The 24,103-nt window shown below is 34.6% G+C and carries 15 protein-coding genes, 1 rRNA gene and 1 other annotated feature; all 16 genes read left to right on the top strand.

All coding sequences use genetic code 11. The features are described from left to right. A 5S ribosomal RNA gene (gene rrf / locus ACW6OJ_RS02370) occupies positions 1-94 on the top strand; the annotation flags it as partial. 374 nt (positions 95-468) lie between these two features. Next, positions 469-1,974, top strand: a complete 1,506-nt coding sequence (locus ACW6OJ_RS02365; protein WP_456095692.1) for an aminotransferase class I/II-fold pyridoxal phosphate-dependent enzyme — start codon at positions 469-471, stop codon at positions 1,972-1,974. 9 nt (positions 1,975-1,983) lie between these two features. Further along, the gene (locus ACW6OJ_RS02360; RefSeq protein WP_456095691.1) at positions 1,984-2,685 is read left to right on the top strand and encodes a dTMP kinase; all 702 of its coding nucleotides are present in this window, start codon (positions 1,984-1,986) and stop codon (positions 2,683-2,685) included. A 14-nt stretch (positions 2,686-2,699) separates the two neighbouring features. Then, positions 2,700-3,638 (top strand): DNA polymerase III subunit, encoded by a 939-nt coding sequence (locus ACW6OJ_RS02355; RefSeq protein WP_456095690.1) that lies wholly within the window; start codon positions 2,700-2,702, stop codon positions 3,636-3,638. After that, positions 3,638-4,534, top strand: a complete 897-nt coding sequence (locus tag ACW6OJ_RS02350; protein WP_455105375.1) for a PSP1 domain-containing protein — start codon at positions 3,638-3,640, stop codon at positions 4,532-4,534. Before ACW6OJ_RS02355 ends, ACW6OJ_RS02350 begins: the two co-directional genes overlap by 1 nt. Before the next feature lie 20 nt (positions 4,535-4,554). Continuing rightward, entirely contained in the window at positions 4,555-5,304 is a 750-nt protein-coding gene (locus tag ACW6OJ_RS02345; protein WP_456095693.1) for a tRNA1(Val) (adenine(37)-N6)-methyltransferase, read from the top strand. 45 nt (positions 5,305-5,349) lie between these two features. Beyond that, a complete protein-coding gene (rsmI, locus tag ACW6OJ_RS02340; RefSeq protein WP_456095689.1) occupies positions 5,350-6,186 on the top strand; it encodes a 16S rRNA (cytidine(1402)-2'-O)-methyltransferase in 837 nt (278 codons plus the stop codon). A gap of 466 nt (positions 6,187-6,652) precedes the next feature. Further along, positions 6,653-7,111, top strand: a complete 459-nt coding sequence (locus ACW6OJ_RS02335; RefSeq protein WP_456095688.1) for a hypothetical protein — start codon at positions 6,653-6,655, stop codon at positions 7,109-7,111. 100 nt (positions 7,112-7,211) lie between these two features. Then, positions 7,212-12,818: a cell wall-binding repeat-containing protein gene (locus tag ACW6OJ_RS02330; protein ID WP_456095687.1), complete on the top strand. Its 5,607-nt coding sequence runs from the start codon at positions 7,212-7,214 to the stop codon at positions 12,816-12,818. A gap of 383 nt (positions 12,819-13,201) precedes the next feature. Further along, positions 13,202-14,638 carry a nicotinate phosphoribosyltransferase gene (locus tag ACW6OJ_RS02325; RefSeq protein ID WP_293698237.1) on the top strand — a complete coding sequence of 479 codons (1,437 nt, stop codon included), beginning with the start codon at positions 13,202-13,204 and terminating at the stop codon, positions 14,636-14,638. 53 nt (positions 14,639-14,691) lie between these two features. Next, positions 14,692-15,120: an Lrp/AsnC family transcriptional regulator gene (locus tag ACW6OJ_RS02320; RefSeq protein WP_308593865.1), complete on the top strand. Its 429-nt coding sequence runs from the start codon at positions 14,692-14,694 to the stop codon at positions 15,118-15,120. Positions 15,121-15,166: 46 nt separating this feature from the next. After that, positions 15,167-15,436, top strand: a binding site (T-box leader). A gap of 51 nt (positions 15,437-15,487) precedes the next feature. Then, positions 15,488-17,428 (top strand): methionine--tRNA ligase, encoded by a 1,941-nt coding sequence (gene metG, locus ACW6OJ_RS02315; protein WP_456095686.1) that lies wholly within the window; start codon positions 15,488-15,490, stop codon positions 17,426-17,428. Continuing rightward, positions 17,429-18,199 (top strand): TatD family hydrolase, encoded by a 771-nt coding sequence (locus ACW6OJ_RS02310; RefSeq protein WP_456095685.1) that lies wholly within the window; start codon positions 17,429-17,431, stop codon positions 18,197-18,199. Positions 18,200-18,455: 256 nt separating this feature from the next. Then, on the top strand, positions 18,456-20,921 hold the full coding sequence (locus ACW6OJ_RS02305; protein ID WP_456095684.1) for an FtsX-like permease family protein: 2,466 nt from the start codon (positions 18,456-18,458) through the stop codon (positions 20,919-20,921). Positions 20,922-20,996: 75 nt separating this feature from the next. Then, positions 20,997-21,674: an ABC transporter ATP-binding protein gene (locus ACW6OJ_RS02300; protein WP_456095683.1), complete on the top strand. Its 678-nt coding sequence runs from the start codon at positions 20,997-20,999 to the stop codon at positions 21,672-21,674. 39 nt (positions 21,675-21,713) lie between these two features. Next, positions 21,714-24,103, top strand: a 2,390-nt coding sequence (locus tag ACW6OJ_RS02295) for an ABC transporter permease (protein WP_456095682.1), incomplete at its 3' end; no start/stop codon positions are given.

Raw genomic sequence — 24,103 nt, 5'->3', positions numbered from 1 at the left:
TACACCTGTTCCCATTCCGAACACAGAAGTTAAGCTCCTTAGCGCTGAAGGTACTTGGTGGGAAGCTGCCTGGGAGAATAGGACGTAGCCATGTGACTAGGCTCTAGTTTTTACTAGAGTCTTTTTTTAATAAATATTAAAAATACAAGTAGTGAGTCAAAGTCACATATTTTAATAAATATTAAAAATACAAGTGGTGAGTCAAAGTCGCATATAGTACATTATAAATTACCTGTATACAAGGTTATACTTGTCTACAATATTGTCCTATTAATATGAAGATGTAGTAAGTAATAAATTACCTGTATACAAAGAGGCGAATTTAAGGCTATAATAGTTAGTAGAAACGTTTATTAATACAATAAATATCTAATGCTTTATATGAGATATAGCAAGGGATAAATGTTTTTAAAAGAACGAATAGACAGACAGCATTTTTAATAAGTTAAGACTTTGGAGGTAGCTTTTATGGATATGCCTATCTATAAGAAATTATCCTATATATATAAGTCAGAATTGACTTCCTTTCATATGCCTGGTCACAAGTATGGTAAAATTTATGAGAAGCTTGGCTATGATAAGTATATGGATAAATTATACAAATTAGATACTACTGAAATTTTGGGAACTGACAACCTCCACAATGCACAGGGCGTAATAAGGAAGTCTCAGGACAATACAAAGAGGATACTTTTAGCTGATATGGACCCAGTAGATAGGGAGGCCTTAGACCTTCTTTATCTTGTTAATGGTAGTACCTGTGGTATTGAGGCTGCAATAATGACTGCCTGTAAGTCAGGGTCATCTATAATTATGAATAGGGGCTGTCACCAGTCTGCCTATAATGCCTGTATACTAGCTAGGGTAAAGCCTATTTTTGTTAAAGAGGAAATAGATAAGGAAAATAATATACTTATGGGGGCCAGGCCAGAAGACTATCTAGATGCCATTAGGTCTAACCCCCAGGCTAGTGCTGTATTTATAACTAGGCCTAGCTATTATGGTATGAGTCAGGATATTGATCAGGTAGTAGAGCTTGCCCATGAGTATCAGATGCTAGTAATAGTTGATGAGGCTCATGGGGCTCATTTTGGACTTAGCCACTTATTGCCAAAATCTGCCATATACAGTGGGGCAGACATGGTTATCCAGAGTGTCCATAAGACCCTACCTAGTCTTACTCAAAGCTCTATATTGATATATAGGAAACAAGCTTTGGATACTGCCAGACTAACAAGCGTCCTATCTATGGTGGAGACTTCTAGTCCATCTTATGTGATGTTGATGAGCATAGAAGTATGCTATGACATATATGAAAAGAGTGGTAGGGTTTTGATGCAAAACCTTATGAATAATATATATAGGTTTAAGCGTGGCTTGAAGGACTATAAAGTATTTACTACAAGCGATCCTAGTAAGATATTTGTCAATACTATTGAAAAGGGAATTAACGGTTATGACTTTGCAAAAGTACTAAGACACAGGTATAATATACAGGTGGAGCTATCCAACTACAGTGGGGTCCTTTTTTTGGCTACCATTGCAAATACCAAGTCTGATTTTGACAAGACACTGGTCGCAATGAAGGATATACTAGATAGAAAGCTCTTTAGTGTCTTGGCTGATTTCAAGGAGGATATCAGTGAACATGCTAGACAAGAAAGGTTCCAAAGCATAGGGTCTATATACAGGAGTAGGCCAATAAGCCTTGATCTGCCGGTCGCTATTCCAGAAAGGGGCATGGACTTGAGTCAGGCCTTTGATGCTGACAAGGAGGACATAAGGATAGAGGAATCCCTAGGAAGGATTAGTGGTGAATTTGTAATTCCCTACCCACCAGGTGTAGCAATCTTGGCACCTGGAGAGCTTGTAGACCAGGATCTGATAGACTTTTTGGTCAGGGCTAGGGACATAAATATAGATATTAATGGTATGGAAAGCCATAGTTTAGAAACAATAAAGGTTATAAAGTGAGGAGAAGAAATGCAGGGAAGTATTTTTGTAATAGAGAGTGGGACAGATGGGTCTGGAAAGGCAACCCAGACCAAGTTATTATACGATAGACTCAAGGCCGATGGCTACAAGGTAATCAAGGTATCCTACCCTAACTACGAATCTGATTCGTCAGCCCTGGTCAAGATGTATCTAAGGGGAGATTTTGGCAAGAAGGCAGACGATGTAGATGCCTATATAGCATCAACTTTTTATGCAGCAGATAGGTATGCATCCTACAAGACTGAATGGGAGGACTTCTATAGAGAGGGAGGAATTGTCATTGCTGACAGGTATACAACTTCCAATATGGTCCACCAGGCTTCTAAGATGGATGATATAGGTGAAAGGGCCAACTTCTTAGACTGGCTAGACCAGTATGAATATGGCCTGTATAAATTACCAAGGCCAAGAGAGGTATATTTTTTGGATGTTCCAGTGGATGTTAGCCAGGACCTAATTAGGGATAGGAAGAACAAGTTCACTAATGAAAGTGAGAAGGATATCCACGAGAGCGACAAGGGCTACTTGGTAAAGACATATGAAAATTCAAAATTTGTGGCAGACAAGTACCAGTGGCACATAGTGAATTGCCTTGACCAAGATAGGAATATGAGGTCTGTAGACCAAATTCATGAAGAAATATATTCAAGGGTTATCTCTGCTATAGAGTCTAAGAAGAGAGGCCTATAAGGATGGTGTAGCCAATGTTTGAAAGGATTCTAGGACAGGTGTCTGTAAAGTCCAAATTAAAAAGGGCAATAGAGACAGGAAATATTACAAATGCATACTTATTAACTGGTCCTGAAGGCGTTGGCAAGAAGATGGTAGCAGAAGACTTTGCTGAAAGCCTCCTAGGACTTAGGCTGGAAAATAGCCCAGACTATAAGTGCATAGGGGTAAAGAAGGGTGAAAATAGTATAAAAATAGACCAGATTAGGGACATGATAGGAGATATGAGTATCAAGCCTTACGGTGACTACAAGATATTTATCATAGATGATGCGGATAAAATGACTATTCAGGCCCAAAATGCACTTTTAAAGACTTTAGAAGAACCATCAGCTTATGGTATAATAATACTTGTAACGAGAAATGACCAGGCCCTATTGGATACTATTAGGTCCAGGTGTCTTGAAATCAAGTTTGCCCCCCTAACTAACAGAGATATAAGGGCTATCTTGTCCGAAAAGGGTATAGATGATGACCAGGCCCAGGTTGCAAGTATATTTTCAAGGGGAAGTGCAAGTAGGGCTCTTGATATATGTGAAAGTCAAGATCTCAAGTTGATGAGGCAGGATTTGGAGTCATATTTGGAAATTATATTTATAGATAAAAACAAGTATGAATTGGCCAGGATGGGAGAAAACTTCAAGGCCTATGCCAAGGACTATGCAAACCTGATAGACTTATTTAGGTATTATATAAGGGATATTGTACTCTTGAAAGAGGGGATAGACCCTGGTTTGATTATAAATTATGATAGGTTAGACTTATTAAGAAGATTAGCCAGGGGGCTCAGCATATCGAAATTAGGACAGATAATGGACCTTTTGGATGAAGGTCAGACAAAGCTGACAGCAAACTGTCACTTTGTGACGACAATTGAGGCCATGGCTTTAAATATATATGAGGTGATAAATTAATGGTAAAAATAGTAGGAGTAAGATTCAAGCCTGCTGGGAAGATATACTACTTTGACCCAGGAGACTTGAAATTGGATATAGGTAACGATGTAATTGTCGAGACGGCAAGGGGTCTAGAATATGGTATGATAGTAATCAGTCCAAAACTGGTAAAGGAAGAAGACCTTATAAGCCCCCTAAAGCCAATAATTAGGGTTGCAAGTGATGATGATTCAGAAACCTACCTAGAAAATAAGGTTAAGACAAAGGAAGCCTTCGATATATGTGATGAAAAGATCAAGGACCATAAGCTAGAAATGTACCTGATTGACTGTGAGTACACATTTGACAGGAATAAATTGATCTTCTATTTCACTGCAGATGGAAGGATAGACTTTAGAGAATTAGTAAAGGATCTAGCTGCTATATTCAAGACAAGGATTGAATTAAGGCAGATAGGGGTTAGGGACGAGGCCAAGATATTAAACGCCATAGGTCCATGTGGTAGGCCCTTATGTTGTTCTACATGGATAGGAGAATTTATGCCTGTATCTATAAAGATGGCCAAGGACCAGGGCTTGTCCCTAAATCCTGCCAAGATATCAGGTGTATGTGGCAGGCTATTCTGTTGCCTAAAGTATGAAGCCCAGGGATATGCAGATGCAGTCAAAAAAATGCCATCAATAGGCTGGTTGGTAAAGGACCTATTCACTGAAAAGAAGGGTAAGGTTATAGAGGTCAACCACCTTTTAGAGAATATAAAGGTTGAGTTTGAAGACAAGACTGTAGGAGTATTGGCTGAGGGTGACTATAAGGTTATCAAGGCATCAAAGAAGGACAATATCCAACAAGCTAACCAGGAAAAGTTGGACAAGGAAGCCTTGGCAGAATTGAAAAAACTTGAAAGAGAAAAGTAGGCTTGAAAGTGAACAATACAATGGAAATAAATTTGTTGGAAAATGAGAGGATAGATGACCTCCAGTTCAAAGGGCTAAGAATAATACAGAATAGCAAGGGCTTTTGTTTTGGGATAGATGCGGTCCTCCTGGCCAATTTCACCAGGGTTAAGAAAAATGCCAAGCTAGTGGACCTAGGAACAGGAACAGGTATAATACCTATCCTGCTGGCAGGCAAGTCATCAGCCAGTAAGATTATAGGGATTGAAATCCAAGATGAAGTTGCAGAAATGGCTTCCAGGTCTGTTAAATTAAACCAGTTAGAAGACAGGATAGAAATCCTAAATATGGATATGAAGGATGCAGTAGGAGTTTTGGGAAAGGGTCAGATGGACCTAGTGGTATCTAATCCACCCTATATGCATTCTAACGGGCTAATAAATGAAAATGACAAAAAGGCCATATCCAGACATGGTTTAAAATGTGATATAGAGGATGTAATAAGGGTGGCCTCTGACCTAGTCAAGCCAAATGGTAAGTTTTTTATGGTCAACAGGCCTAACAGGTTGGTAGATATGCTGGCCATAGCTAGAAATTACAAGTTAGAAGCCAAGCAGATCAGGTTTGTCCACTCTAGGGTGGCTTCTGCACCAAAGATGGTCCTTATAGAGTATGTAAAGAGTGCCAAGCCGGAGATAAGGGTATTAAGCCCCCTGTATGTATATAATGAAGATGGAACCTATACTGATGAGGTGAAAACAATATATTCTAATCAAAGTGTAGAAATTTAAAGGTCCGGTCTTTATTGGCCAGGCTTAAATGAAAGGAAATATGATATGGCGGGTAAGCTATATGTGTGTCCTACACCAATAGGCAACTTAGAGGATATCACCTATAGGACCTTGAGGGTCCTAAATGAGGTCGACCTAATAGCCGCAGAGGATACCAGACACACTATAAAGTTATTGAATCATTTTGAAATAAATAAACCCCTTACCAGCTACCATGAACACAACAAGCTGATCAAGGGACCCATACTCATAGATAAGCTACTAGAGGGGATAAATATAGCCCTGGTAAGTGATGCAGGTATGCCAGGCATTTCAGATCCTGGCCAGGACCTGGTAACCCTTTGTATAGACCATGGTATAGACATAGAGGTACTACCTGGGGCATCGGCCTTTGTAATTGCCCTGGTTGGATCAGGCCTGCCGAACTGGAAATTTGCTTTTGAGGGTTTCCTGGATAGGGATAAAAAGAGCAAGAAAAGAAGACTAGAAGAAATAAGGTACGAAGAGAGGACCCTGATTATATACGAGTCTCCACACAGGTTAAAAGAAAGTCTAAAACTCATGGAGGAAATCCTGGGTGATAGAAAGATAGCCGTATGCAGGGAGTTAACCAAGAAACATGAGGAATATATGAGGTCAAAGATAAGTCAGGTAAGGGCCTACTATGAGGATAATGACCCAAGGGGAGAGTACATACTTATAATTGAAGGGTCAAATGAAACAAGACCTGATAATCAGGATAGCTATGAGAATTTAGATGAGAGGGCCTATGTCATCAAACTAATGGAAGAAGGCCTATCAAAAAAAGATGCTATCAAAAGGGTAGCTAAGGATAGGAAGTTAAAAAAGGATATAGTATACAAGGAAGTTCTAGACTTATAAGTATAAGTGGTTTTAAGTGATAAGAGAATAGACGAGGTTTTGCCCAAGAGCGATTAGCCAAGGCAAGGCCTCTTTTTTATACCCCTATACTTTACTAAAACTAGTTTGATAGATTCACTTAAGTAAATTTTGTTTATATTAATATAAGACAGGGGAAGATATTGGTGACACTATTTAGTAGGGTTTCAAATTTATAGGCGGTATGCATTATAAATGGATTTAAGCGTCAATGATTTTAAAAAACCTAAATATAGTTAAAAAATAACTAAAAATAATGAATTTTATTTTCGATAAATATATGATATACTAGTTAAGAGAATGGTATTGAATATCATTGGTTAGTATAAATCTTATTTATACCAATTGTATGTTCAATACTTATCAGTTGTTGCATAAATGCACAATAAATAATTCTCATAGTGGTGAAAACGATTCGATAAAAATTAAGTTATTAAGGAGGAAAGAAATGACAAATATTAAGAAGTTAGTGAAAGTTGTAATGGCTTTTGTTTTATTATTAGGATTGACAGTTACATTTGTTGGTAATGCTAGTGCAGAAACAACATATGCTGGTGATGGTGAATATACTGTTAACGTTTATCATAATAAAGATATGACTACACAGCCAATGAAGGGAAAGGTAGACAACGCTTTTAAATCAGCTACAGTTACAAAGGTTGGAGAAGATAGATATAATGTTGTATTTCACACTAAAGGCATGACATTTATGCTTGTAAAAGGTAAAATAGTTGAAATGACTATAGATAAGGCTGAAAATACAAGTGGACCGGACTTTTCTTTTTCTAATATAAATTTAGAACAAAAGGGAGCTTACCTTACTAAGAATATTTCTTGCAAAATGGAACTTGCAGGTGGTTTGGCACATAAAGATGTTACTTGTTATGTTAAGTTAACAAAAAAATAGGAATAAATAATTATATTTTTTAGTATATTAATGAATCGTTTCACCACTTTTTTAATATATAGAAAAGCTCATATTAAATCAATGGAATTGGAGATATAAAATGATTGTTAAAATTAAGAAAAAAGTCATTTCTATTACCTTAGCATTAGCAATGATGACCACTAGTTTAGTGGGATATTCATCTATTAGTTTTGCTGATGCTAGTAATTCACATATAAATCAAGTAAACCTAAAAGAAAATATAGATTATGAGATAGGAATGATAAAAAAATCTAAAATGAGTGAAGATGATGAGTTACCGGTTGGTAAATTAGAAAAATTTGATGCAACTCCAGAATATAGTAATAATGAGATGTACTCAAATGGAATCTATCACTTAACAGCTAAAGTAAAGAAGGTCAATGATAAATATATTGTAAAGCTACCAGTAGCAGTTTATAGGATGGAATTGAATTTTCGTAATAATGAATGGGAAAAATATTCTCAAAGTGGTTTTCAATACCTAAAAGAAAGTGATGGAAAGCTTATTGATGGCAAGGTTATAAGAAGTATCCAACCTTTGGAAAATAGTGTTAGTGAGTCTGGACAATGGAAGCAAGAACTAAAAGAGTTAACTTTAACAACAGATGAATTAAATAAACCGATATATATTAAAAGTATATTAACAACACATCATTTTAGGGGTGGTGAAACTGATGAAAATGTATATAGTAAGTATACCTTTGATCTAGAAAATTTCGGAGACAATAAACTGAAATTTGATGTACCAAAAATAGAGGAACTTTTGGAAAAATTGAACATTGAAGATAAACCTAGTGGTGAAACAGGTGAAAATAATGAAGAGGGCAAGTATGTATACTTGTCTAATGGTAATAAGGTAAGGGTTGACAATATCAATGATGAAAAAGATAAAGAAACTCTTCTAAATCAGGTCAAAGAAATTGGATTAAATAAAGAAAAATATAATAAGTATTTGTTATTTGGTGAAGATATATCAATACTGGATGATGTAATTAGGATTTTAAATGATGAAGGTTTCATGACCTTAACTAATGATATGAAGTTAGCCTATTTGCAGATTATATCAGATAGTGAAAAGGGAAAAAATAAGTCAATTATATTAACCGATGGAGAAAGGATTAATATTCCTACAAGTGATAATGTTGAAGAGATTGCTAGTAGTTATGTAAAGTTAATAAAGGGTAAGGATGATAATTTTGATGGTGTTTCCTTAGATAAAAAATCATACCCAGAAAGTATAGATGTAAAAGGATCTACATTAAAAATAGAGGATATACTCAATAAATTTGATGACAATTATTTAGATGCAATATCTGATAATTCTAGTGACTTTATTGAGCTTTTAGGTGCCATAGCCAATAGTGAAAAGAAGTCTACTTCTGATACCTATAATTTATCTACAGTTGATGGAATAGTATCAGTAAAAAAGAGTGATGTAAAGAAAATCAACAGTGATGTATTTAATAATATAAGTAATATTCTGACTAAACTGGATGAAAGCAAGTATGTATTCCCTGTTATGACATATAAGAACAAGAAAGAACTTGTTGATGGATTTAAGACATATAAGACTGAAAAAGAAGTATCAAATAAAGTTGAAAAACCAGCTTTATTTCAATTCTCTTCTAATAGTTACAAGATTTCAGTAAATTATTTTGATGAGACAATCACACATAAAAATAAAATGGCTAGTGGTTTAAGTTTCACTTTTTATGCTAAAGACGTATTTGTGGATAATAGGATAGACTTGAAATTTACTTTGGATGGAAGTGAACCGACAGAGAAATCAGAATCGATGAGGGAAGAAAAAACGGGCATCTTTGGGGTTAGGTTTGACCAAATGAAGGAATATGGAAGTAAAAATAGACCTTTGCAAGAATTACCAAGTGCCGTTTACAGCGGGGGGACAGTTGTACTTAAGGTTAAGGCCTTCCAAAAAGGTATGGAACCATCAGAAACGCTGACATACAATTGTAAAATTGGAAGATTATATAATGATGGACTTGTAAAGAAGGCAACATACTTTGAAGGTGAAGTACATGAGTCTTATCTAGGAAATCCAGATTTAGAATTCATGGAATTTGGAGTTTACAATGATTCTAAATTAGATATAAATAGGATAAATTCTGGAGAATTTTATGAAAAGGTCAAAAAGGGAGCTATTGCTAGTGGATTAAATAATTTTGCCCTTTTAAATTATAAAATTACAGACCCTAATGGTGAGCCAGCTAAAATTGAAGATGGTCAGTGGTTAAGTGAAAAATTTAATGATAAAAAACGACCAGGTCACTACAATTGGATTATTCAACTTAGATTGAATAAAGGTAAAAATCTATACCCTCTTGACTTAAATAATGACAAGATTGACCTATATAGGGTTTCTGATGATGGGAAAATTAGTAAAATTGAAAAGTGTGAAAAAGACGGAGTATTTTCAAAATCAGGCAACAAGGTCGACTTAATATTTGATATTAATGACTATAAGGGGAATATATTACTAGTTGAGAAAACTACTAATGATAATGTTGGTGAACTAAAAAAACAATATAAAGACATATTGGATAAACTCAGTGGCAGCAAAGAAAACTATGAAAGTCAAAAGTTAAATGAGCTTTTGGATAGCTCTAAAAAAGTATATGAAAGCTTCAATGATAATACAGCAAAAGAAAAAGTTTTAGAATCATTGAATAAACTAAAAATGCAAATTCTTGAATTGCAGATGGCAAATAAGAACCAGAAAGACTATGAACTTGAAAAAGCTATTGCTGATTCTAAAAATAAATTAACTAGAATTCTTAAGACAGAAGATAGTTTGAGTAAATTAGATAAACTAGTAGAATCTATTGAAAAAAATAAATCTTCTATGAGTGATAAAGAAAAAGAAGAGGCAAGTACAAATATTAGAAAAGCTATATCTTCACTAGAAATGATATATGATGGATTTAAAAAACAACCTAAGCTAAGTGATGGTATATATGAAATTCCAATTCAAATGAGGATGTTTGGCTCCGTTAATGAAATATCTATGGGAAATAATGCGATTGAAGGAATGGCAAAATTAACTATAAAAAATGGAATTCAAAATATCGAATTTGATGTAAAAAGTGTAAATATGTCTAGCTTAGAGGGAAGGGTTATTAAACTAAATTATTTTGAGCCAGATAACTATGATCCTACAGGAGGTCTAAAGAAAGAAAGTGATTTAGGAGAACCTAAACAGGTAAATGTTATTAAGAAAGAAAATTTACTAGGATTTGATGGCAAAAAGAGAGATTATGTTACTAAAGTTTCAATACCTCTTAACAAGGAAAAAGAAAATCCTAAAAGATATATTGGTATATCTGTAGATGTTATGAATGGACTTTTTGGAAATGGACCTGATGATGATGTATTTAAGTATGGAGTTTTAGTATTGGACTATGGACAAATCAAATCAGTAAATAATGATGACCCTGAAGTTCCAACTCCTAATCCTGATGTTGATAAGGACACATGGACTGTACCCGTTGAAATGAAGATGGCTCATGAGGACAGACCTTCAATGGGTTCATTGGCTACTATACCGACAGCCAAGATAAGCAAAAATAAGGATGGTAAATACACATATACTGTTAATTTTAAGGGGATACATAGAAATTTTGGAACAGGAACATTCTATGGTCACTTGTTCGGAATGAAAAAGTATATGGATGGTTTTGATTCAAACTTAAGTGAAGAAATTTCACCATCAAGAATGGCCAAGGATAAGGATATATACTCTAATGAAAGAGAATTCCCATATGAGTATAAGTTTGTTAGTGATAAATTGGTAGATACTTTAAATGTAAAAGTAGCAGTTGATGCAATGTGTATGATAGCAACGGGTGGAAATCCATATGAAGCTAATGTTGATAAATGGAAGGGTTCACAGGCAGCAAGATTGGTATTTGATATTTCATCTATAGGTAATAATGAGCCAAAACCAAATGAAAATCCTAAGATAAGCAAGGAAATAAAAGAGCTTTTAATTAAAGATATAGAATTGGCTGAATCAATTCTAAAATCGGGTGTAGTTACAGGAAATTCAAAGTCTTTGGTAGAGGCTGCGATATCTTCTGCAAAAAAAGCTATAGATGATCCTAAGTCTACAGAATTACATTATCTAACTGCTAGAGAAGTATTGAGGTTTTCTATAGCAAATATTAAGAAAGACCAAAATCCTAATAATGGAGGTGATAACCTTATAGGTGATAAGTCTAAGGACAAGACTGGTGATTCAGATAATAATGGAGAAGATAAGAAAAAACAAGTTAAAAAATATAGGGTGCCAGTTAAGATGATCCAAGCTTATAATCAAAAAGAAGTATCTATGGGAGACAAAGCTATAGATAGGGAAGCGATAGTATATACCAAGGATGGTAAGTCAACTATATACCTGGGAATGAAGGGTATTTCTCTCATGAACAAATATGGACATTTAACTGATATGTTAATATATCCGGGATCTTCAATGTCGTCTGAACCAGAAATGGCTAAAGTTTACAAAACATATCTTGACAGGGCTATGGATGGAAAGGATAGATATTTCCCAAGAATAATAGCCTTTAACAGACCAACTACTAAAGAAAGTAAAATATATATAAAGGTTTATGTGGATGCTATGGACTCTATACAAAGCAATGCAAGTAGTTATGATAAAATAGTTAAGGGCTCAGGTGCACAGAATGCGATGTTAGAATTTGACTGGTCGAATGCTAAAGATATCAGTGACCAAGATGGTATAAATTTTGATGCAGACAATGAAGACCTTAATGGTAAAAACACTGAAAGACTTGCAGGTAGCAACAGGTATGAAACTTCAGCCAAAATTAGCCAAAAATACTTCAGCTCAGCAGATACTGTAATACTGGCAAGCGGAAAAAACAATGCAGATGCCCTAGTATCAGCATCATTTGCAAATGCTCATAAGGCACCGATATTATTGACAAATAAAGATACTACGGATGAAAGCGTCCTAAATGAAATATCCAGGCTAAAGGCCAAGAATATAATCATAGTTGGAGGTAGCTCATCAGTTAGCTATAAGGTAGAAGGAGATATGAGAAAGAAGGGTTATAGTGTTAGAAGAATAGCAGGAAATAACAGGTATGAAACTTCTGCCATGATAGCCCAAGAGGTCAAGGATATAACTAAATCATCTAAGGCCATCCTGATCAATGGTTCTAAGGATGCAGATGCCTTGACGGTATCAGGACTTGCCACAAGCCAGGGATTGCCAGTAATCATGACTAGGTCTGGAGAACTGGAAGGAAATGCCAGGGCCAAGTTTAATGCCTGGAACCTTGACCAGGTATATGTAGTCGGTGGCACTAACTCTATTTCAGACTCTGTCGTAAACCAGGTAAGTGCGAAGACTAAGACTAGACTATCAGGTCAGGATAGATTTAAGACTGCCTTGGCCATAGCAGATGAATCATATCCAAGCACTAAGAAGGTTATGTTTGCAAATGGATATAACTCAATAGATGCCTTGTCAGCAGGAGCAGTCACTGCCAGGGCAAAAATGCCTATCCTACTTGTCAATAGGACAAGTATACCAAATAGCATTAAGGATAGGTTAAATGGAAAGATAAGTCAGTCAGTGATACTAGGTGGTGAAAGTACTATAGCAAGTGGTACAATTGACTCTCTTTCACAAGGGAAATAGGTAACTAAACAAAAGTAAAATACATATTTTAAGAGGGGAACCATTGGTTCCCCTCTAAACTTTAGGGGAAGTGGAAGTGTCGATATTGCAGTATTGATAAAAAAAGCCCAGGCATAAAAAGCTTGGTACTTTAATATATATTAATAAAAAACAGTCTATACAGAAGTTAAAATTTATTTTATATTAAAAATCAACAGATAATATTTATTAAAAAAGGAATACATTTTCATTCTAACAAAATTATGAATATAAGGATAAAATTGCCAAAAATTAAATTATTGAAAATTAAATAGCTTTTTAATCTTATTTATGATAAAATATATATGTAAAAACGAACTTTAGATTATAAAGTATAAACTACTTTAGGCTAAAAGGAGAGGAAAATGACTAACAACTTAACAATGTTGACTGACCTATATCAGTTGACCATGATGAACGGATACTACAAGAAAGGTCTACACAACAATACTGCGGTATTTGACATTTTTTTCAGGAAGAATGTCTGCGATGGAGGATATACAATTATCTGCGGTATAGAGGAAGTGGTGAAATATATCGAAAACCTCCACTATGAAGACTCCGACCTAGAATATTTGAGGAGTTTGAACCTATTCGATGAAGATTTCTTGAGTTTTCTGAAGGATTTTAAATTCACAGGAGATATATATGCTGTCGAGGATGGTACAGTAATGTTTCCTGGAGAGCCAGTATTAGTGGTAAAGGCGCCACTTTATCAGGCCCAGCTGATCGAAACAGCAATGCTTTCTATTGTGAATTTTATGTCTTTAATAGCAACAAAGTCATCTAGGGTATGCAATGCAGCCCAGGGTGATCCAGTCCTAGAATTCGGTCTGAGAAGGGCCCAGGGTCCAGAGGCAGGACTTTATGGAGCCAAGGCGGCGATTATTGGAGGCTGCAAGGGAACATCAAATGTATTGGCGGGAAAACTCTTTAATGTTCCGGTATCAGGTACACATGCCCACAGCTGGGTACAGAAGTTTGATACAGAGCTAGAGGCCTTTAGGGCCTATGCTGACATATATCCAGATAGTTGTCTATTATTGATAGACACATATGATGTCCTAAATAGTGGTATCAAAAATGCCATTACAGTATTTAATGAGCTAAGGGCAAAGGGACATGAGCCACTAGGTGTAAGACTAGATTCAGGTGACTTGACATACCTTTCAAGAGAGGTTAGAAGGATCCTGGATGAGGCAGGCTTTGAGAATGTTAAGATAACAGCATCAAACGACCTGGATGAGTATACTATTACATCACTAAAGCAGGAGGGGGCCAAGATAGATTCTTGGGGAGTTGGAACCAAGCTGATTACTTCTTATGATTACCCTTCGTTGGGAGGCGTATATAAGCTGGCAGCAGCAACTAATTCTGAAGGCCTTCTGGTTCCAAAGATTAAAATTTCAGAAAATCCTGAAAAAATAAATAATCCGGGCTTTAAGAAGGTTGTGAGGATATACAATGAAAATGGTAAGGCTGAAGCTGACCTTATCATGTTGGTAGATGAAAAAATAGATGAGTCAAAGACTCTAGAAATCTTTGACCCAGTATATACATGGAAGACTAAGCAATTCGAAAAATTCAGCTTAAGAGAGGTCTTATCACCCCTATTCAAGGATGGTAAGTGTGTAAGAGAGGGCAAGACAATTCAAGAGGTTACTGAATATACACAAAGAGAGCTGGATAGTCTATGGAACCAGCATAAGAGAATTAAAAATCCTCATATCTATAAGGTGGATTTATCAGAAGGTCTATGGAAAATGAAGCAAGAAATGATTGCTTCAAAAAAAATAAAATAATACATTATGTAAAGTGGGTGGAGAGTATGACAAAAAAATCTTACGAAGAAAGAATGGATTCTACTGATGCGAAAATCATAGAAATTCTTCAGGACAATGGTAGAATATCTATGAAGGACCTAGGTATAGCAGTAGGTTTGACATCGCCGGCAGTATCCGAAAGAGTAAAGAGACTTGAAGAGGCCAAAATTATATCAGGTTATAAGGCTATCATCAATCCTGACTCTATGGGTAGGGCTATAAAGGCCTTTATTAATGTATCGCTTCCAGGAACAGCCTATGATGCCTTTATAGATGCCGTAAAGAATGACCCGAGAATAGTTGAATGTCACCATATTACAGGTGATGACAGTTCCCTAATCAAGGTTATTGTTGAAAGTATGGATGAACTAGAAAATGTGATAGACAACCTAAAGGACTTTGGTAGGACAAGGACTTCAGTAATCCTATCTACACCAATCCAGGCAAAATCAATCCTATAATAATTGACTTTTTTACATCCATGATGTAAAATCAAGTTAATCAAATTTTTTGGCTGTGAAGAGAAGAGTAGCTACAGGAGTATTTTTAGAGAGTTGGTGGGCGCTGTAAACCAACAATACAAGCGTAGTGAATATGGACTCGGAGCTTCAGACCTGAGCTAGACTAGTTAGGGTCTGCGTATGGATGCGTTAAATCTAAGAGATACTGGCAGGCTAGCTTTCACAGAGACACTAGGGGAAGCCGAAAAGAGATACAGACCAATAGGTTTGTCGGCCAGTAAGTAGGGTGGTACCGTGACTATTATTCGCCCCTATGCATCGCATAGGGGTGATTTTTATTTACTTTTAAACTTTGAGGAGGTCAATTATGACAAAGAAACCAACATTTTATGTAACAACACCAATATATTATCCAAGTGGAAAGCTACACATAGGTCATGCCTATACTACAGTTGCAGCAGATGCTATATCTAGGTTCAAGAGATTCTGTGGCTACGATGTAAGATTCCTTACAGGTACAGACGAACATGGAGAAAAAATACAGAAGAAGGCCCATGAGGCAGGAAAGAGTGAAATAGAATTCCTTGATGAGCAGATAGCCGAAATCAAGAAGCTTTGGGAAAAATTAGAAATATCAAATGATGACTTTATAAGAACTACTGAAGAAAGACATGAGAAGGCTATACAGAAGATATTTACCAAGCTATATGAAAAGGGAGAAATATACAAGGGCTCATATGAGGGACACTACTGCGTACCATGTGAAAGCTTCTGGACAGAGTCACAGATGCTGGAAGGCAACAAGTGTCCAGACTGTGGTAGAGATACTAAGGTAGTGAAGGAAGAATCATACTTCTTCAGGCTATCAAAGTACCAGGATAGGCTGTTGGACCTATTCCAAAATACCGACTTCGTAATGCCTGAGAGCAGAAAGAACGAAATGATTAAGAACTTCCTAGAGCCAGGCCTAGAGGACCTATCAGTAACTAGAACTTCATTTGACTGGGGTATAAAGGTGCCTTTCGATGAAAAGCATATAATCTACGTATGGGTAGATGCCCTTTGTAACTACATTACAGCCCTAGGTTATGAGGGTGATGATGATACAAACTACAAGAAGTTCTGGCCAGCAGATGTTCACCTAGTTGCCAAGGAAATAGTGAGATTCCATACAATTATATGGCCTGCAATACTAATGGCCCTAGATGTACCAGTACCGAAGAGGGTATTTGGACATGGTTGGATCCTGTTCGCTGATGATAAGATGTCAAAGTCTAAGGGGAATATAGTATATCCAGGCCAGATGGTAGACAGGTATGGGGTAGATGCCCTTAAGTACTTCCTACTGAGAGAGTTCTCGTTTGGTCAGGACGGTTCTTACACTCATAGGAACTTTATAAACAGAATAAATTCAGACTTGGCTAATGACCTTGGCAACCTAGTAAGTAGGACTGTATCGATGGTTGAAAAGTATAATGATGGTGTTCTAGTTGTAAATGACGCTGGCACTGAATTTGACCAGGACTTAATCAATACATACAAGGAAGTAAGGACAGACTTTGAAGGTCAGATGAATGAATTGATGTTCCATGAAGCCCTAGAAAGCCTATGGAAGTTTGTTAGAAGGACTAACAAGTATATAGATGAAACAATGCCTTGGGTTCTAGCTAAAGATGAAGCAAACAAGGACCAGTTAAACCATGTCCTATACAACCTATGTGAATCAATTAGGCTAATATCAACGCTTATATCTTCATTATTGCCAGATACAGCTAGAAAGATATTCGCACAGCTAGGTATAGCAGGCAAGGAAGACCTATATGATTGGGCAAGTACTGATACTTTCGGCCTACTTCCTAATGGGACTAAGGTTCAGAAGGGAGAAGTTCTATTCCCAAGACTTGAGGTTGAAGAAGAAATCAAGGCCCTAGAAGACCTATTCGCTGAAAAGATAGTAGACCAGGAAGTAAAGCTAGACCACAAGGAAGAAATAGATATGGAAGACTTTGAAAAGCTAGAGCTAAGAGTAGGTAAGATTGTAAAGTGTGAAAAGCATCCAAAGGCAGATAAGCTACTGGTATCACAGATCAAGCTAGGTTCAGAAATGAGACAGATAGTATCAGGTATAGCTGAATGGTACAAGCCAGAAGAAATGGTCGGAAAAAATGTAATAGTAGTTTGCAACCTAAAGCCAGTCAAGCTAAGAGGGGTAGAATCTCAGGGTATGATCCTTGTAGCTGGTGATGATGGTGATGACCTGGTAATACCAGAAGCTATTGGTGCTAAAGATGGGGCAGAGGTGAGATAAATGCTGTTCGATTCACATGCTCATCTGAATGATGAGAGGTTTGATGAAGATAGGGACCAGCTAATAGCCTACTTAAGAGAAAATGATGTGGACCTGGTTGTCAATCCGGGTGCAGACATGGAGACATCCAAGACAGCCATAGACCTAGCGAAAAAACATGACTTTATATATGCAGCAGTAGGGGTACACCCACATGATGTAGAGCACATGACTGAAGATGATATAGAGACCCTAAAGAAGTGGGCCAGGGAAAATGACAAGGTAGTAGCCATTGGAGAGATAGGCCTGGACTACTACTACGACCTATCGCCCAGGGACCTACAGAAAAAGTGGTTTATCAGGCAGATTCAGTTGGCCAACGAACTAGGCCTACCCTTTATAGTCCATGACAGGGATGCCCATGGGGACACTTTTGACATAATTAAAAAGTATAAGGCTCCAGAGACAGGCTGTGTTCTACACTGCTATAGTGGGGAGTTAGACCTGGCTAGGGAGTATATAAAGATGGGCTGCTATATATCAATACCTGGAACAGTTACCTTCAAGAACAATAGAAAGACAGTGAATGTGGCTAAAAATATACCATTGGAGTGGATGTTTATAGAGACGGACTCTCCATATATGGCTCCAGTTCCTAATAGGGGCAAGAGAAATGACCCATCCATGGTCAAGTATGTAGCCCAGAAGATAGCCATTGAAAGGGGAATCAGCTACGAAGAGGTGTGTCAGGTAACTAAAGAAAATGCCAAGAGGTTCTTTGGTATAAGGTAGAATATTAATAATTGAATAAGTGATCAAAGAGAAAGAGGGACTCATATACTGGTATCTATCAGTTATGAGTCTTTCTTATTAGAGCTATATCAGAAAATGATTATGAATAAAATTAATATTAATAACTCTTCTATATTTAAAAAAATAAACAGAAAATTTAAAAACATTTGACTTTATTAAAAAAATATCATATAATAAAAGAAATAGTCATCAATTAGTTATTCAATACATTCCCTGTAAATTTGAGGAGGATATCATGATAATTAAATTATCGCTTAACTACTTAATCAAGAATTTTAAAAGAAGTCTCATCTTAGTAATATGCATAGCATCCGTCTGTTCTTTCGTGGCATCAAAATCATTAGTGGAAAAAAATTCAACCTATAATAAAATGTTAGAAGTTCATAGTCTTTATGCTGGCTATGATGCTAAATTTTATGGTGCTAATGTAGACAATATAAAAAACATGGAAAATATTGATGGAGTTAAAAAACTAATCTATACATATGAATTAGGTAATATCACATACAAAAATGGTGTGGATATTAGTCTATGTAACTACAGTGACGAATACTATAGATTAAATCGATTCAAGTTGTTAGAGGGTAGATTACCTCAGAATGAAAATGAAATAGCAATAGAAAAAAGGGCCTTAAAGGAAATTGATAAAAACTTCAAACTAAAGCAGGAAATAGATTTTTCAAAAATAGTAAAAAACAAGTCAAACTCCCAATACGATATTTCATCAAAAAATATTAAATATAAACTTGTAGGTGTTATCGATAGAAATCAAAAATACTATGAAAATGAATATAAACTTACAGGATTTACAAGAAGTCATAATTCTAAGTCTTATGATGGTTTCCTTGTATTTGCTCAAAATGCCGATAAGAGAAGCATTTATGAACAAATCAGGCAAAAGAGTGGCCTTAATGATGAAAACTTAAGGTATAATGAACAATTATCAATGGCTCGAGGTGAATACAAGGAGGCAAGGCAGTTTTCTAACTTCAAGGAAGTACTCATGGTTTTAATTATATCATTACTCTTGATATTAAACATATTTAATATATTTACTTCCTCTTTTATAAAAGAGATTGGTGAATTAAAAATATTAGGGGCTTCCAAGAGAGATCTTATTAAATTGTTCCTTATACAATTTACATCTATATGGCTATGTGGTTATTTATTGGGAATTATATCTGCCACGCTACTGTCTAAATTAATAGTTGAAAACTATATATTTAAGAACTTTGTAAATGCTCGATTTATTTTTTCTCTTGAAGATGTAATATACCCACTTATCATAACATTCTTTATTGTGATGCTTTCTTCCTTATCGACAATATTTATTGGATCTAGGAAGAGTGGACTAGAGTGTATAAACGAAAATTATAAGAGAAAAGCCTATATATCAATTAGCACAAAAAACCTTTATATCAAGAACTTTATCAATATGTTTTTGAGAAATATATCAAACATCTTGATTGTGTTAATCTCGTTTTCAATTTTAGGTGGCATGTATTTTGAAACAACTTTTAGAATGACAAATAACTTTAATGTAATAGACATGCAACAAAATAATTTATTTATAAATGACATGATACTTTCACCAAACTTAATTGACACTAATATAGGACTTTCAAGCCTTAGTAAGGATGACTTTGATTCAGTCAAAATTTCTGGAAAATATACTATGGTGAATTATAAAAAAGAGATACCTTATTCATATATATCTTTGGATAGGGGACAAATTACTAAGGACTACTATACAGCCCAAAATTTTTCAGGTGAAACTTTAGATATGCCAATTACCTTGAAAGCCTATAGCCAAAATATGTATCCTTCAATAAATAAATATTTAGAAAAGGGTTCAATAGAAAAAATCAATGATGAAAGAGGAGATTATATACCTGCCTTAATTTCAGACAAATACTATGATATGAATAGTGGTGAAAACAGAAAAGTTTTTTCTAATCCAGTCAAATTAAATAATATTTATAAAATCAAGCTTTTCTCTATAGTAAATGGTCAAGTAAAGAGATATGATAAGAAGATAAAGGTGGTCGGATTGATTAATGAAGACTGGCTATTCAAAGGAAATAGCAACTTTGGGTATAATCCAGAAGTAATTATTTCATCTAAACATATAGATAAGTTAGGTATGGAAAATAGGTATAGCCAAATAGGCCTTATTAATGAAAAAGGCTACTCTGAACAAAACAGGAAAATATTAGACAAAAAATATAGCAGTGATAGGTACACAGTGTTTGATATAAATTCTTATACTAAGAAGAATAAAGTTAATGAAAATGTATATTTGAAAGAAAAATTGAGTCAAATAGTAATTTTACTTGTACTTACTATGATTAATTTAATACTTATGATAAGGTCTAATATAATAAAGAGGGCAGATGAATTTGCAATAATGCGAGCATTAGGAATGACATTAAAAGAAAAGTATAAGTGGATTATATTAGATAACTTAATAATAGCTCTTGTTGCAATAATAATAAATATAATATCAGCGGTATTTATTTATTATAACAATTCATCTAAACTGAATCAATTGTATATGGATATATATAGTAAAGCTCTATTTATATTTAATATACCATTTAAAGAAATGAGTATATATATTTTAGTAGTATTTATTTCAATGGTATTAGGAATCTTATTATCGAAGAATAATATCAATACTAATGCAGATGTACTCAAATAAAAGGCCTGTATCAAAGAATATAAGGCTTGATACAAGAAGTGAATAGTGAAATTTATTTTATGAAAGGTTGAGAATATGAAATCCTTAAAAATTGACAACGTGAAAAAATACTATGGAAAAAAAGAAAGTCTAGTGAAGGCAGTTGATGGTATAAGCCTAGAAATTGAAAATGGAAAATTCACGGCCATAATAGGAACTAGTGGTTCGGGAAAAAGTACCCTGCTTCATTGTATGGCTGGCCTAGACAAGCCAACTGAGGGTAGCGTATTTCTTGACCAAAGGGATATATACGCCTTAAATGATGATGAATTGTCAAAAATTAGGAGACAAGAATTTGGATTTATATTCCAAAGCTTTAACCTAATACCGGTCCTTAATGTTTATGATAATATAATCCTACCAATCCAGCTAGATGGAAAGAAGGAAGACAAGGAATATATTATGGATATAGTAAAAAAGGTTGGACTAGAAGACCAGCTAAAGAAGTTTCCTAATGAGTTATCGGGTGGTCAGCAGCAAAGGGTGGCAATTGCAAGGGCCCTATCCAACAAGCCTGCTATAATATTCGCAGATGAGCCTACAGGAAACCTTGATAGTAAGACTACTGAAGAGGTAATGGGTCTGCTTAGGTCTACTGTAAAAGACCTAAACCAGACCCTACTTATGATAACTCATGATGAAAATATAGCAAGGCAGGCAGATAGACTTATTACTATAAGTGATGGGAAAATAATAAGTGATGAAAGAAAATAGTAATAACATTAAAAAATTATTTATATAGAAGGGATTAGTATGAAAAAATTGATTTTAAACTCGATTATAAAGGATTATAAGAGCAGTCTTCCTACCATACTGATTATATCTTTTATGATATGCATAGTTTTTTCTAGTTTGACTGCTCAGTATAGTCAATCGTATTATGTGAAGAAAGTTATAGAAGATAACACAACAAGAGCACAGGCCGAATTCTTTGATATAGATTATTCACAATTAGACTATGTCAAATCCGATAATAGTATAAAGTCTATTAGTATAACTAAAAGCTTTGGAAAAGCATTTATAGAAAATGAAATTTCGGAAAACCTATTAGAGTTTAATAGAGATTACTTTGATAATTTTAATTTGAGCCTAGTTGAAGGTAGATTCCCTACAAATAAAGATGAAATTATAATAGAAAAAAGTATTCTAGAAAACTATAATCTTAATATAAATGATGATCTTGAACTTAAAGGAAATAAAATAGTTGATTCTGAAAAAGGCAAAAAAGAGTACATAAATTACAATGTAAAGTCAAAAATTGTAGGGTATTATACATATCCAAGTATTGTAGAAAATCTATATAAATATCAAGATATATTTATAAGCAGTAAAAATGGGTTAAATGATACTATAAATAATAAATATATAAGCTATAATGGAACAATATCATTTAAACCTGGAGTAAATCCAATCAATAAGTCTGCTGAGTTAAGCTATAATATTAATTCAAGCAGCGATCATATTGTACCTAATAGTATGTTTGATGAATTAAATCAGCAGATAACAGCATCATCAACTTTAACAAATATAGACAGAATTACTATATTGATTGCTGCAATTATAATATTAAATATATCGATTTTAAATTCAATAGAATCTTCTAAAAGACAAGGCTTGCTTCGTTTGTTAGGTTGTTCGAAAAAGAAAGCAATAATTATTGAGTTATTAAAAAGTCTAATAATATACATAGTATCGTGCAGCCTGGCCTTAATGGCTAGTGTATTCATAAGTAAAATACTGATAAATAGCTTTGATTTTACTGGCTCTTTGATAAATTCAAAAAAGGCAAATGTATTGTTTAGTGTAAATATATTTGCTAAGGTTGTAGCACCTTTATTTATTGTGTATATGGCTACCGGTTTGTATTCATGTAAAGAAATATTGTATAAGACACCAGTTGAACAGTATAGTAAGGGGCAGGATTATTCAAGTAAACTTGTTAGAATCTTAAGGGTGAGGAAGTTAGAACATAAAATCTTGATTAATAATCTATTAAGCGAAAAGTTATTTATAGTATCCAATATAGTGATATTGGCCTTTTCTGGGTATATGTACTTAGTCAACTATTATAATACAGTTCCAGCCAGTGTCACCAATAATGAATTAGCATTTTATGAAAAAGTGGACTTTAATGTCTATAGAGATTTGAATATCAATAAAAACCTTATTTACTTTGGTAAAAATGATCTAAATAGCATAAGATCAATAGAAGGAATAAAGGAGGTTTATGGTGTTAGTAGTGACGATGGGTATGAATATTTAAATACTAATCAGTTGACTACAGACTACAAGCAACTACATATGATAAATGATAATGAGATTAAGGGCTTACGCTTTGATATTTTATCTTTTGATGAGAATGCTATAAAGAAGTTTTTGGTGGATAATAGTTTTGTAGAGGATAATGCAAGTATAGGTTTAGAGGATGATATTCCGAATGTATTAGTATATAACCAGTTTTATTCAATAATACAGCATGAAAACAAGAATGTGATTAAGAATTTAAAAAGAGGAGATATTATGGAAATATCATTGCCTTATTATGATAAAAATGGAGATATGCAGTATAGGAATCATAGGGTTAGGGTGGCAGGATTTTTAAGTAAACAATGGTATATATACTCTAATACTGAACAGTCAATACCTGATATAGTGCTATTAGATAGGGATTTTGAAAAGTTAGTTGGAAGAAGTGGTGCAGACAGTATATATATTACCTTGAATAAGAAGAACGGTATAAATAATGTAAAAAATGAAATAGAAAAAATATATGGTGATAATTTATATGTAAATATTAAAACGAAAGCTGATGCATTTAATGATGCTAATAAACTAGTGGATAGCTTTAAGATGAGAAAGGTCACAATATCATATTTTCTACTATTGATGTCAAGTGTAAATATTATTATTGGTTTGATTGTTAGTTTTGTCAGAAACTACAATATGTATAGTATAGTTAATGCATTGGGTGGAAACAAGAGGAAAATAAAAAGAATTTCATTGTATGAAATGCTTGTACTAATAGTTCCTGGGTTACTGATAGGAATACTTTATTGTACGATAGATGCGTATAAGTTTTATGACTTTTGGAAGGAGAGGGCACTTTTGAAGGGCTTAAGTGCTGACATATACTTTACAGTTCC

The organism is Peptostreptococcus sp. (assembly GCF_977045075.1).
Note: the sequence above shows the minus strand (reverse complement) of the source record. Positions and strands in the feature narration are given on the sequence as shown.